Here is a 13,191-nt window from a genome sequence, read left to right on the forward strand (position 1 = left end):
TCAAGCAGTTCAGCAGACGTTCAAGCAGCTCGGCGGACGGCCGCTACTGCAAGGCCTTCACGTTCGGCGTCGGCCCGGTCCACGTCCTCGAGGGCGATGCCCTTGGTTTCCTTGAGGCTGAGCACTGCCACCGTGGTGATGGCGCAGGCCACCACTAGGTAGATGGCGGTGGGCAGCCAGGAACCGGTGTCCTTGAGCCACGCGGTGGCCAGCAGCGGCGCGAGCGAGCCGGCGAAGATCGAGGTGACCTGCGAACCCAGCGAGACGCCCGCGTAACGCATCCGGGTCGGGAACAGCTCCGACATCAGCGCCGGCTGGCCGGCGTACATGAAGGCGTGCAGGCACAGGCCGATCGTCACGGCGAGCACGATGACGACGGGGTTGCGGGTGTCGAACATCGGGAAGGCGAAGAACGGCCAGGTGGCTCCGGTGATGGCTCCGACCAGGTAGACCGGCTTGCGGCCCCAGCTGTCCACGAGCCGTCCGACCTGCGGGATGACCAGGAAGTGGATGAGGTGGGCAATCAACAGCGCCAGCAGCAGCGAGGACGTGTCGTACTTGTGGACGCTCTTGAGGTAGACAATCGCGAAGCTCACCACCAGGTAGTACATGATGTTTTCCGCGAACCGGAGGCCCATGGCCTGCAGGATGCCCTTGGGGTACTTGCGGATGACTTCGCGGACGCCGTAGCTGGCGGCCTGCTCCTGCTCCAGCTGCGCCTTGGCCTCGAGGAAGATCGGGGCTTCGGAGACGTTGGTGCGGATGTAGTAGCCGACGAACACGATCACCGCGGAGAGCCAGAACGCCACGCGCCAGCCCCAGCCGAGGAAGTCCGCGGCGCTGAGCACGTTGGACATGATGAACAGGACCAGGGTGGCCAGCAGGTTGCCGACCGGGACCGCCGCCTGGGGCCAGCTGGACCAGAAGCCGCGGGACTCGTTGGGGCTGTGCTCGGCAACGAGCAGCACGGCGCCGCCCCATTCGCCGCCCAGCGCGAAGCCCTGGATGAAGCGCAGCGCCACCAGCAGGGCCGGCGCGAGGTAGCCGATGTCGACGAAGCCCGGGAGGCAGCCCATCAGGAAGGTGGACACACCGATGATCACGATGGTCAGCTGCAGGGTGGGCTTGCGGCCCAGCTTGTCGCCGATCTGGCCGAAGACGATGCCGCCGAGCGGGCGGGCGACGAAACCGACGGCGTAGGTCAGGAACGCCTGGATGATGCCGTCCAGTTCATTGCCGGTGGCGGGGAAGAAGTACTTGCCGAACACCAGGGTGGCGGCGGTGGCGTAGAGGAAGAATTCGTACCACTCCACGACGGTGCCGACCATCGATGCGGCGACGATTTTCTTCAGGCCTGCACCCTTGGTGGCTGCGGCGGGGGGTGTTGCGGAGCGTTGGTCTACGCTCATCTCGTTCTCCTTAGTGTCCACGATGACACGCGCCGTGATGCACAGCACTGAAAATGGGCTTCATCGAGTATTGCCGCAGATTCCTTGCGGTTCAATGGCCAAACCGGCACGATGTATGTGCAGAATTGCAGATATGAATGCAAATCCCGACGACCTGCTGGTGCTGCTGGCGGTCTCGCGCTCGGCCAAATTTACGACGGCGGCCCAGGTCCTGGGCTTGAACCACACCACGGTCTCCCGCCGGATCGCTGCCCTGGAGAAGGCCCTCGGCGGCCGCGTGCTGTCGCGGGCCGCGGGCGGCTGGGAACTGACGGAACTCGGCGCCTCCGCGGTCGCCGTCGCCGAGCAGGTGGAAGGCGCCGTGCGCTCGCTCGAAAAGCCCGGCACGACGCCGGATCCCGTCACCGGCGTCGTGCGGATGACCGCCACCGACGGTTTCAGCGCCTACATCGCGGCCCCCGCGGTGGCCCGGCTGCGCCGCCACCACCCCGGGCTCAGCGTGGAGATCATCACGGTGACCCGGCGGGCGCTGCAGCAGCGCTCCGGCCTGGACATCGAGGTGGTGGTCGGCGAGCCGCAGGTGCATCGGGCCGAGGCGGCCCGGCTCGGCGAATACATGCTGGGGATGTACGCCTCGCGGAGCTACCTGGCCGAGTACGGGACGCCGCGCTCCGTGGACGAACTGGAGGCGCATCCGCTGGTCTACTTCGTCGATTCCATGCTCCAGGTGGACGACCTCGATGCCCCGCGGCGGCTGGTGCCGACTATGCGGGACGGGCTGAGTTCCACGAATGTCTTTGTCCACGTGGAGGCGACGCGGGCCGGGGCCGGAATCGGCTTCCTGCCCTGCTTCGCCGCGGACCTGCATCCGGACCTGGTCAGGCTGTTGCCGGATGAGTTCGCCGAACGGCTGCCCTACTGGATGGTCCTGCGGCCCGACTCGATGCGCCGGCCGGCCGTCGCCGCCGTGGTCCAGGCCCTGCGCGAGCAGACCGACGCTCACCGCGAGGCGCTGATGGGCCGGGGCGGGTACGCAGCGATTGCTCCGTAGGCGCCGTTTTGGGGCCGCAAAAGGGCCGTTACGGAGCTGTCGACGACGTCGGGACCGCGGCTTTCGGGTCCGCGGCTTTCGGGTTCGCCGACGTCGGGACTACCGCCAGCGGGACCGCCGCCTCCGGGTCGTGGCGGACGGCGGCGCCGGCGGCGAAGGCGCGCACCCTGGCATCGTGCCAGATGTGCGCCGGCACCGCGCCGCCCAGCAGGCGCCGTGCGAGGCCGGGGTCGTCGTCGAACGGTGCGTCGCTGCCGGCGATGATCATGTTGCCGTAGCGCCGGCCCTTGAGCATGGCCGGGTCGGCGATGATTACCGTGTGCTCGAAGGCCGCAGCGATCGTGGCAGCGTCTTCGCGCGCGTTGGCCAGCGCCGGGGCGTCGCCGGAATTCACCAGGTAGATCCCGCCGGGCGCCAGGACACGCTTGGCGTGGCCGGTGAATTCGCTGGTGGTGAGCGGCCGCGGGGTGACGGAGCCGGCGAAGACGTCGCGGATGATGAGGTCCCGCGTCTGCGGCGTGAGGCTCTCGGTAACCTCGCGGGCCTCCCCCACGCGCAGGCGCAGCAGCGGCGCCTTGGGCAAGTCGAACCAGCCGCGGACGTACTCGGCAAGTTTCCCGTCCAGCTCCACCACCACCTGCCGGGCGTCCGGATAGGCGGCGTGGAAGTAGCGCGCCAGCGAGCAGGCTCCCCCGCCCAGGTGCAGGGCACGCAGCTTCGGCCGGGTCGGCGGCGGCCAACGCGACTCGACCAGCGCCGCAATCCAGCGCATGTACTCGAAGTCAAGGAACAGCGGGTCGGCGAGGTCGATATGGGAGCTCATCACGCCGTTGATCCGCAGCAGCCACCCGGTCGAGTTGTCCTGGTCCGGGATCAGCTCGCAGTCGCCGGTGTCGATGTAGTAGACGCCCGCGACCGGGCCGTCCGGGCGGCTGCCCTTCGGCACTTCCACCACTCCCGGCATCGACGTCCCGTCGTTTCGCCCGGCCGCCCTGCCGCGCTTTGCCATCAGCTATCCGCCATTCCGCTCATGGACCAACCCTAGCTGGCCAGCGACGGCCGATTTTCAAAATTTCCTTGTAATCAAATGCGAAGCGTGCTTACTATCTAATAGTAATCATGCTTACTATTCGCGTTCGGCGCTGCTGGTTTGCTAACCGGCAGCAGATCTACAAGGAAAGAGAGCGACGATGACAGAGAACCAATGGCCCCAGGACGGTAGCTACGGAACCCCGACGGCGACGCAGGGCACGGAGCTAGGTACAGAGCCGGCACTGCGGCAGAGCTCGACGTTCCCGCCCGCCTCCACCGGGACGCCCTCGAAGACCGACACCGCCAAGGGCGAAGCCGGCGAGGTCAAGCAGCAGGCCGCGGAATCGGCCCAGAACGTCACCGAAACGGCAAAGGCCGAAGCGGCCAACGTGGCCGGCGAGGTCAAGAGCAACGCCAAGGACCTCATCAACCAGGCCCGGACGGACCTGACCGCCCAGGCCGGCACGCAGCAGCAGAAGGCTGCCCAGGGCCTGCGCTCCATTTCCAGCGAACTCCACACCATGGCTGAGGCCTCGGACCAGCCCGGCGTCGCGACCGACCTGATCCGCCAGGCCGCCGAGCGGTCACAGTCCGTGGCGACGTGGCTTGACAACCGCGACCCCGGTTCGTTGCTCAATGAGGTCAAGTCCTTCGCCCGCCAGCGGCCCGGCACCTTCCTGCTGGCCGCTGCCGGCGCCGGCATCCTGGCCGGACGCCTCAGCCGCAGCCTCAGCGCCGGGGCTCCGGATACGACGTCCACCGGCACCACCGGCACCCCGGCGCAGTACAGCGCCCCGGTCACCCGGGTGCCCGACGCCGGCGTCGCGGTCCCCCCGCCGCCGGTGACCTACCCGGAGACGACGACCGCCGGCGTAGCCGATACCTACCCGCCCAGCCCGCTTGAGGGCACCGGCGCGCACGCCGACCAGTGGGCTAACGACCCGCTGGCCGCCGATCCGTACCGCATTGATCCCACCGTCGACCCCGACCGTAAGGATCCGTTCGACGGAGGCCGTCGATGAGCAGCGAGATGCCCACGGGCGCCCCGATGCCTCCCACCGAGGCCCATGTGAAAGCGGAAACCAACTCCCTGGGCGATCTACTAGGTGACGTCACGCGGGACATGTCCACCCTGATGCGTCAGGAAGTGGAGCTCGCCAAGGCCGAACTGAAGCAGACCGCCGGCCGGGCCGGCAAGGGCGGCGGCATGTTCGCCGGCGCCGGCGTCGCAGGCCACTTCGTCCTGCTGTTCCTCTCCCTCGCCCTCTGGTGGGGTTTGGGAACGCTGATGGGGCTGGGATGGTCCGGCGTCGTCGTCGCGATCATCTGGGGCATCATCGGCGCCGTCCTGGCCTCGATGGGCCGCAAGGAACTCAAGGCGATGAAGGGCATGCCGCAGACCGCGGAAACCCTCCAGGAAATCCCCCCGACCCTCAAGCCCAGCCACTAGAGCGAGGAAAACACAATGACTGAAAACCCGGATGCCATCCGCGCCGACATTGAAGCAACCCGCGCCCGGCTCGGCACCAACGTCGACGCCGTGGCCGACAAGGTCACGCCGTCGCACATCGTCCAGCGCCAAACCGACAAGGTCAAGGACGCCGTCTTCGGAGTGAAGGAGAAAGTCATGGGAGCAGCCGACCACACCGCCGGCAACGTGCATTCCGCAGGCGGCAGTGCCGCCTCGCACCTGAACGACGCCGGCTCCGCCGTCGCCGACGCACCGCACCTGGCCAAGACCAAGACGCAGGGCAACCCGCTCGCGGCAGGGCTCATCGCCTTCGGCGCCGGCCTGCTGGTGTCCTCGCTGATCCCGGCGAGCCAGAAGGAACGCGAGGCAGCCGACGCCTTGAAGACGGCCGCCGAGCCGCTCACCACGGAGCTGACCGAAGCCGCGCAGCACGTGGCCGAGGGTCTCAAGGAGCCTGCCCAGGCCGCCATGGAGAACGTCAAGGCCACGGCCACCGACGCCGCTCAAAACGTCAAGGGTGAAGGCCAGACGGCCGTCGCCGACGTGAAGGACCGTGCGGCCGACGCCAAGGACAACGTCCAGCAGGCCTAGCCCGACCCGGAAGACGGCCGGTTGCCCTCGCTGACGCGCTGGGCAGCCGGCCGCTGCGCTTAACCACGAAAGAAGATTCCGATGGCCAAGAACCTCACCAAGGCGGACACTGGCTCCATGGACGACGCCGAAACCCCCGAGAGCAGCACCGCCAAGGCGCGCACTGCCCCCGCCCCGGACGACGCGCGCAAGCCGGACCGCCCCACCGATGTCACCAAGCCCTCCTGGAAGTACATCGCCAAGAAGACCCTGCGGGAATTCACCAAAGACCAGTGCCCCGACCTCGCGGCGTCGCTGACCTACTACTCGGTGCTCTCAATCTTCCCGGCGCTCCTGGCGCTGGTGTCGCTGCTGGGTCTCTTCGGAGACGCCCAGAAAACCACCTCGGCGCTGCTGGACATCGTCCAGGGCATCGCACCCGGCCAGACCGTGGACACGATCCGCCCGGTAGTCGAAGAACTGGCCAGCTCCTCGGCCGCGGGCCTGACGTTCATCGTGGGCCTCCTCACCGCCCTCTGGTCCGCCTCCGGCTATGTCGGGGCGTTCGGGCGGGCCATGAACCGGGTGTATGAGACCGACGAGGGCCGGCCGTTCCTGAAGCTGCGCGGCACCATGCTCGGTGTCACGGTCGTCAACCTGCTGATCGTCGTCGTGCTGGCCGCGATGCTCGTGCTCAGCGGCCCGGTGGCCGAGTCCGTCGGAAACATCATCGGTCTGGGCGGGGCGTTCCTGGCCGTCTGGAACATCGCCAAGTGGCCGGTGATGCTGGTGCTCGTGATCGTGGCTATTGCCATCCTCTACTACGCCACCCCCAACGTTAAGCAGCCCAAATTCCGCTGGATGAGCATGGGATCGGCGATCGCCCTGGTGGTCTTCCTGCTGGCATCCCTGGCGTTCGGCTTCTACGTGGCCTACTCCAACAGCTACAACAAGACCTACGGTGCAATCGGCGGCGTCATCATCGCGCTGCTCTGGCTTTGGATCCTGAACATGTCGCTGCTCTTCGGCGCCGAGTTCGACGCCGAAACCGAACGCGGCCGCCAGCTCCAGGCCGGCATCGAGGCCGAGGAAACCATCCAGCTGCCGCCGCGCGACACGAAGAAGAGCGACAAGCTGCAGGCCAAGGAGGAAGAGGACATCCGCCGCGGACGGGAGCTGCGGGAAGAACATAGCGGCCCCGAACGGGCGGGGGACTAAAGCCCCTAGCCGTCCCGTTCCCCGCACGGGTAGTACTGGGGGACGCACCGCTGGGGAGTGCTCCGTCCGCCTACCCGGGAGGATCCATGCCGGCACCCGCAGCAGGTCCCCGGCCCGCCGCCGTCGCCGTGGGCTACGACGGCTCCGAATCCTCTCAACTCGCTGTCCGCTGGGCCGCCGACCACGCCGCCCTCCTGGGAGTCCCCCTGCGGGTGGTCCACGCCTGGGTCTGGCCGATGTTCACCAAGGACCTGGGACCCGTCAAAGGCGTGGCTGGCAGCGGCCTCCGGCATTCCGCCGAGACCATCCTCGCCGAGGGCGTGGGGCTGGCCCACGGCGTTGACCCCGGGCTCGCCGTCGACGGTGTCATGGAGGCCGGACTGCCCGCACAGGTCCTGCGCCGGGCCGCCGCGGACGCCTCCCTCCTTGTGGTGGGTAGCCGGGGTATAGGCGGCGTGCTCGGCCACCTCGCCGGCTCGGTCTGCCTGGAGCTGGCCGGCGCCGCCCCGTGCCCGCTGATGGTGGTCCGCCGTCCGCACCTGCCCGGCAGGCCCGTCGTCGTCGGCGTCGATGCCGCGGCCCACAGCTCGGCGGTGCTGGCCGACGCCGCCCGCCTCGCCGTCGCAATGGGCGCCGAGTTGCAGCTGATCCATGTTGATCCGGACCATGGCGGCGACCTGGCGGAGCACGGCCGCCACGCCCCGCTCCACGGCGCGGAACTGCTGGAGTACTCCCTCGGCGAAGCAGGGAGACTCGCCCCCGGGCTGGCACTCTCCGGCACGCTGAAGGAGGGCCGGGCGGCGGCCAAGGAACTCGTGGAGGCAGCCGAAGATGCGGATGTGCTGGTGCTGGGCACCCACAACCGCGGCGGAGGCATTGGCAACACCTTCTCCGCGGTGCTGCACAAGGCGGCCTGCAACGTCATGATCACGCGCTGATTCCGACCCCGGGATCACGGCCGCCGCAGCCCGGGTCAGGAAGAGAAGCCAGAAAAGGAGGCCCTGTGCGAGCCTGGTGGGTTGCGCAGCCCGGACCAATCGCGACGGGTCCGCTGGTATCCGGCGAGCGCCCGGACCCCAGCCCTGGCCACGGGGAAGTCCTTTTGCGCGTGCGGGTGTGCGGGGTGTGCCGCACGGACTTGCACCTGGCCGAAGGCGAGCTGGCCCCCAGACGGGCCGGCGTCGTTCCCGGGCACGAAGTGATCGGCGAGGTGATCGGCGCCGGCCCGGGCGCGGACCGGTTCCGCCCGGGCGAGCGGGTGGGAGTGGCCTGGCTCGGCGGCACCTGCCGGTCCTGCCGGTTCTGCCTGCGCGGGCAGGAAAACCTGTGCCTGTCCCCCACCTTTACGGGCTGGGACCGCGACGGCGGCTACGCCGAACTCATCACCGTCGCCGAGGACTTCGCCTACCGGGTGCCCGAAATCTTCCCGGATGAGGAGGCGGCTCCGCTGCTGTGCGCGGGCATCATCGGCTACCGCGCCCTGAGCCGGGCGGAACTGCCGATCGGCGGCCGGCTGGGCATTTACGGCTTCGGCGCCTCGGCCCACCTCGCCGCACAGATTGCGCTCTACCAAGGGGCCCGGGTCTACGTCATGACGCGGTCTCCCGAAGCCCGCCGCCTCGCCCTGGACCTCGGCGCCACCTTCGCCGGCGGAGCCGAGGAGGAGCCCCCGGACCCCCTCGACTCCGCCATCCTCTTCGCTCCCGCCGGGACCCTCGTGCCGCCGGCGCTGCGTGCCCTCGACCGTGGCGGAACCCTCGCCGTTGCCGGCATCCACCTCAGCGACATTCCGCCGCTGCACTACGCCGCCGAGCTGTTCCAGGAGCGCCAACTGCGCAGCGTCACCGCCAACACCAGGGCCGACGGCGAGGAGTTCTTCCGGCTCGCCGCTGAGATTCCGCTGCGCCCCACCACGGTGGCCTACCCCTTCGACGCCGCAGACCAGGCGCTGCGGGACCTCGCCGGGGACCAGGTGACCGGCGCCGCCGTCATCCGCGTGGCCTCCTGAAGCAGGCCCCGCCCAACTGGCTCGCAGTTGTTGTCGTTTTGAGGGCTCAAAACGACAACAACTGCCAGCTAGTTGGGTGCGGAATCGGCGCGGAGGAATTCATGCTGTTCGCCGGCCCGCAGCAGCACCTTCCGGGGGCCAACCCGGACCAGCACGGGGGCGGCGTCCCCGGGGGCGGCGGAGACCATGAGCCGGTCCGTTTCCAGATGCACCGCCAGCAGCTGGTCGCGGTAGCGGACCTGGAACTCGACCCGGCGCAGTTCCGCCGGGAGCCTGGGCGTGAAGTCGAGGGCGTCCCTGGTGATCCGCAGTCCGGCGAAGCTGCGCTGGACCACGTCGATCGAGCCGGCCATCGCACCCAGATGGATCCCCGAGCTCGTGGTCCCGCCCTGGGTATCGTCCAGGTCCGCGTCCAAGGCTTCGCGGAACGTGGCCCACGCCCGCTCAGGATCCCGTTGCGCGAGGACCGAGGCGTGCGCCACCCGGCTGAGTGTGGAGCCGTGCGCGGTCCGGGCCAGGTAGAAGTCCACGGTCGCGGCCATCTGGGCGGCGGTGACGGTGTATCCCATCCGGCCGAGGAATCCCACGAGCTGGTCCTCACCCAGGACGTAGAGCAGCATCAGGACGTCGGCCTGCTTGGCCAGCCGGTAGTGGTTGGTGCTGTCCCCTTCGGCTTCCAGGATCAGGTCCAGCCGTTCAATGTTGCGGTAGCTGCGGCGGTAGTGGGTCCAGTCCAGTTCCCGGAGCGCGCCATAGCCGGCGAACTGGCTGATGATGCCGTCCCCGTGGAAGGGCACGAACATGCGCCGGCTCAGCCGCTCCCAGCCAGCGATTTCCGCTGCCGTAACGCCGAGCCTGGCCCGGAGGTCCTCCATGTCGAACCCCTGGACGGAGCGCATAATCCACTCCGCCTGGTCGAACACCCACGCGGCCATGATGTTGGTGTAAGCGTTGTCGTCGAGGCCTCCGCCCGGGTTGCCCTGGGTGCCGGTGTGGTACTCATCCGGCCCCATCACACCCCTGAGATGGAACCGGTCCTCGATGGCGTCGTAGTCCGCCATCGAGGCGAACAGGCGGGCGACGTCGACAATGAGTTCCGCGCCGTGCTGGGTCAGCCAGCCGCGGTCCTGGGTGGCCTCGAAGTACTGCCAGGCGTTGTAGGCCACGGCCAGGCCCACGTGGCGCTGGAGGTGCGAGTAGTCCGGCATCCAGTGCCCGGACAGCTTGTTGAAGAGCAGCTTGGGCGTCTGCTCGGTGCCGTCGCTGCCGCTCTGCCAGGGGAACAGCGCGCCCCGCAGCCCGGCCGCCCGCGCCGCATCCCGGGCCGTGCCGAGACGGCGCCAGCGGTAGTCGATGAGCTCCCGCGCGAGCGAGGGCAGCCGGGAGTTCAGCACCGGCAGGACAAACAGTTCGTCCCAGAAGACATGCCCGCGGTAGCCCTCTCCGTGCAGTCCGCGGGCCGGCACGCCCGCGTCCAGCTCGGCGGTGTGGGTCGTCAGTGTCTGCAGCAGGTGGAACACGTGCAGGTTCAGGATCAGCTGCGCCTGCGACGGGGCGTCGGATTCGATGATGAACGGAGCCAGCAGCAGGGACCAGGCCTTCTCATGCTCCGCCAGCAGCGCCTCGAAGCCGCCCGCGCGCGCCAGCACCGCCTCCGCCCCGGTCAGCGGAGAGGAAACCGCGTGGTCCCGGGAACTGGCGACCCCCACCGTCTTGGTCACCGTCACCGCTGTCCCGTCCGCGGCCGCCACCTCGAAGCGGTGCGCGTACAGGCCGCCAAGCTGCTCGAAGGCGGAGTTAGCCGGCCCTGACACCTCGGTGCGGACCGCCAGGGCGATGCCGACCCGGCTCTGGCTGGTCTGCACCTGGACGTTCAGCACGACGGCGCCCCGTCGGGCAGTACTCTGCCCGCGGGCGCTGTGCCCCCCGGCGGTCCGCCCTCCGGCGCTCCGCCCACCGGCGGACTGCCCACCGGCGGATTCCGTCACCTGCACCGCCGTCAGGTGCCGGTTGGACAGCTGAGCGTCCTCCGGGACGTTGGAGTTGGTCACGTCCGTGTCGCAGCCGCTGCGGACGCTGATGCTGCCGCTCCAGCCGTCCGCGGTCAGCACCGTCTCCAGCGCGGCTAGGTGCGGCTCCGCCATCGACACAAGGCGGCGCTGCACCACCCTCAGCCGCCGGCCCGCGTCGTCCTCCAGCAGCGCCTCCCGCGTGAGCAGCGCGCGTTTGAGGTCCAGGGTGCGGCGCTCCTGCTTGAGCACCAGGCCTCCCTCCGACCACCAGGCGCCACCCTCGATCCGCAGGTCCAGGTGCAGCCAGTCCGGAATGTTCACCATGTGCTCGTCCACCGTCTTCTGGCCCTCCACGACGCTGGCCAGCCGGTTGTAGACCCCTGCCAGGTAGCTCCCGCGGTAGTGGATCTCACCGCCGCGGTGCTCCGGCGCCGCACCCCGGGTGGCCATGTAGCCGTTGCCCAGCGTGGTCAGCGCCTCCCGGTGCCCTTCGTGGGCCGGGTCGAAACCCTCGTAGACCAGCATCCAGGGGTGCGTGATGACCAGGCCGATGTCCAGTTCGCTGACGTCTTCGACCACGATGTCGGCGCCGGCGGTTTCCAGTTCGGCCCGCCGGCCGGTCCGGTCGATCCCGACGACGAGCCCGAAGCCGCCGCGGCGGCCCGCTTCGACCCCGGCGACGGCCGCTTCGATGACCATGGCCCGGCCGGGCGGGATGTCCAGCCGCCGCACCGCTTCGAGGGCCAGGGCCGGCGACGGCTTGCCGGGGATGGCCTGCCGCAGCGCCGCCTGGCCGTCCGCGACATGGTCGAAAAAGCCTTCCAGGCCGACGGTGGCGAGCAGCGCGCCCGCGTTGGGCGCCGACGTGGCCAGCAGCACCGGAATCCGGCCGGCCCGGAGCCGTTCCAGCAGGGCCAGGGTGCCGGGGAAGGCCCGGGGCGGCTGGCCGCGCAGCAGTTGGCCGAAGAGTTCGTCCTGGCGCTTCCCGAGTCCGAATGCCGTCCAGTCGCCCGGACCATCCGCCGGCGAACCCGGCGGAAGCGAGACGCCGCGCGAGGCCAGGAACGCCGAGGCAGCCTCGGCGGGCGTCCTGCCTTCGATGTAAAGGGTGTAGTCGGCGTCGGCAATCGGGTCCCGGCGGGCGCGCGACGGCAACCGGGGGTCCCGGAAGACGTCATCGAGGAGCCGCTTCCAGGCGGCGGCACGGAGTTCCGCGGTATCAAGCACCACGCCGTCCAGTTCAAAGACCACCGCGTCAACGGGTGCCAGGGCAGCTGCAACTGTGGGCGACTCCGTCATGCGTTATTCGTAGCAGTCATCCCCGTCGGGGAACAGTGGCGGTCGGCCCGGTTACGGGCGGTCAGCCGAGGAGCGCGTCCAGGGTCGTGAAGCCGTAACCGGCCTGGCGGATCCGGTTGATGAGTTGCGGCAGCGCGTCGGCGTCCAGGGTGGTGCCGTCGTCGGGGTTGGAGCCGATGTGCATCAGGACGATCTCCCCCGGCTGCAGGCCGGCGAGCGCCCGGTCGGCGACGATCTGGACCGTAACGCCGCCGCTGGTGCCCTTCCAGCCGAGGGTGTCGACCGTCCAGCGCACCGGCAGGTAGCCCCGCGCGTTCACGGCGGCGATGGTCCGTGCGTCCCGCTCGCCGAACGGGAAGCGGAAAAGCGGCCGGGAATCCGCGCCTCCGGCCGTGATCGCGGCCTGCGCGCCGGCGAGCTGCTGGGCGATCTGGGCGTCGGTGAGGGAGGTGAACCCCGGATGCGTCATCGAGTGGTTGCCCACCCGGTGGCCGGCGGCCACGATCGAGGCGACGCCCGCGGGGTTGGCGCTGGCCCAGTTGCCCGTCAGGAAGAACGTTGCCCGCACTCCGGCGGCGCCGAGGGTGCGCAGAATGCTGGGCAGGCCCGCCGAATTGGCCCCGGCGTCGAAAGTCAGGGCAACCACGGGGCCCGCGCCGGGGATGACCTCGACGTCGGCGCCCCGGAGCGCCGCGGGGAACGGGGCCGCGGGCGGCGGGGGCGGCGTCTGGGTCACGGGCGCCGTCGTGACCGGCGGAGGGATCGGCGGAGGGATCGGAACGGCGCTCGACGGCGGCAGGGGCGGTCGGCTTGGCGTCGCAGCGGGTGAGGGGGTGCCCGGCGCAGTGCGCGTCGGCGAAGAGGTAACGGAAGCCGACGCCGTGCCGGTGGCCGGGGCCGTCGACGGAGCGGCGGCAGGGGGTCCCCCGGAGAGCACAACTGCCGTCACCACCGCGCCGACCACCAGCAGCACCGCAGCCACCAGCGCAAGCACCCGGCGCCGGCGCCCGGCGAAGATCGACCACATGCCTCACCATGGCACCACAGGCCCCAGTGGGGTAGGGCTGAAAGGCCCGACGAACCCCCAGGTGTCCGTCCGGCCCGGAGCCCGGGAGGGGAGG

11 protein-coding genes are annotated in these 13,191 nt (G+C 69.8%); 7 read left to right on the forward strand and 4 right to left on the reverse strand.

Annotation, left to right across the window (positions count from 1 at the left end; genetic code table 11):
* Positions 1-20: 20 nt before the first annotated feature.
* Complete coding sequence (locus AC1DBD_RS06910; protein WP_476917232.1) at positions 21-1,409, reverse strand: MFS transporter; 1,389 nt, start codon at positions 1,407-1,409, stop codon at positions 21-23.
* A 133-nt stretch (positions 1,410-1,542) separates the two neighbouring features.
* Here AC1DBD_RS06910 and AC1DBD_RS06915 point away from each other — a divergent pair, with 133 nt between their 5' ends.
* On the forward strand, positions 1,543-2,460 hold the full coding sequence (locus tag AC1DBD_RS06915; protein WP_476892931.1) for a LysR family transcriptional regulator: 918 nt from the start codon (positions 1,543-1,545) through the stop codon (positions 2,458-2,460).
* Between the two features lie 28 nt (positions 2,461-2,488).
* Here AC1DBD_RS06915 and AC1DBD_RS06920 read toward each other — a convergent pair whose 3' ends face one another.
* Positions 2,489-3,469: a spermidine synthase gene (locus AC1DBD_RS06920; RefSeq protein WP_476981719.1), complete on the reverse strand. Its 981-nt coding sequence runs from the start codon at positions 3,467-3,469 to the stop codon at positions 2,489-2,491.
* A 181-nt stretch (positions 3,470-3,650) separates the two neighbouring features.
* Between AC1DBD_RS06920 and AC1DBD_RS06925 the strand changes: the two genes are divergently transcribed.
* From AC1DBD_RS06925 to AC1DBD_RS06950, 6 genes are all read left to right on the forward strand, one after another.
* Positions 3,651-4,514, forward strand: a complete 864-nt coding sequence (locus tag AC1DBD_RS06925) for an ATP synthase subunit B family protein (protein ID WP_476981720.1) — start codon at positions 3,651-3,653, stop codon at positions 4,512-4,514.
* Positions 4,511-4,942, forward strand: coding sequence for a phage holin family protein (locus tag AC1DBD_RS06930; RefSeq protein WP_441418014.1), 432 nt, complete (start codon positions 4,511-4,513; stop codon positions 4,940-4,942). The genes AC1DBD_RS06925 and AC1DBD_RS06930 overlap by 4 nt, the downstream gene beginning before the upstream one ends.
* Before the next feature lie 15 nt (positions 4,943-4,957).
* Positions 4,958-5,554 (forward strand): DUF3618 domain-containing protein, encoded by a 597-nt coding sequence (locus AC1DBD_RS06935; RefSeq protein WP_476917236.1) that lies wholly within the window; start codon positions 4,958-4,960, stop codon positions 5,552-5,554.
* 81 nt (positions 5,555-5,635) lie between these two features.
* Positions 5,636-6,751, forward strand: a complete 1,116-nt coding sequence (locus AC1DBD_RS06940) for a YihY/virulence factor BrkB family protein (protein WP_476892935.1) — start codon at positions 5,636-5,638, stop codon at positions 6,749-6,751.
* 86 nt (positions 6,752-6,837) lie between these two features.
* Positions 6,838-7,689 (forward strand): universal stress protein, encoded by an 852-nt coding sequence (locus AC1DBD_RS06945; RefSeq protein ID WP_476981721.1) that lies wholly within the window; start codon positions 6,838-6,840, stop codon positions 7,687-7,689.
* Between the two features lie 65 nt (positions 7,690-7,754).
* The gene (locus AC1DBD_RS06950; protein WP_476981722.1) at positions 7,755-8,759 is read left to right on the forward strand and encodes a zinc-dependent alcohol dehydrogenase family protein; all 1,005 of its coding nucleotides are present in this window, start codon (positions 7,755-7,757) and stop codon (positions 8,757-8,759) included.
* A 68-nt stretch (positions 8,760-8,827) separates the two neighbouring features.
* On the opposite strand, the gene AC1DBD_RS06955 is transcribed toward AC1DBD_RS06950, so the two are convergent.
* Positions 8,828-12,070 (reverse strand): HAD family hydrolase, encoded by a 3,243-nt coding sequence (locus AC1DBD_RS06955; RefSeq protein ID WP_476981723.1) that lies wholly within the window; start codon positions 12,068-12,070, stop codon positions 8,828-8,830.
* Between the two features lie 61 nt (positions 12,071-12,131).
* A complete protein-coding gene (locus tag AC1DBD_RS06960; protein WP_476981724.1) occupies positions 12,132-13,097 on the reverse strand; it encodes a polysaccharide deacetylase family protein in 966 nt (321 codons plus the stop codon).
* Between the last annotated feature and the right edge of the window lie 94 nt (positions 13,098-13,191).

The organism is Arthrobacter sp. 10T419 (assembly GCF_056394105.1).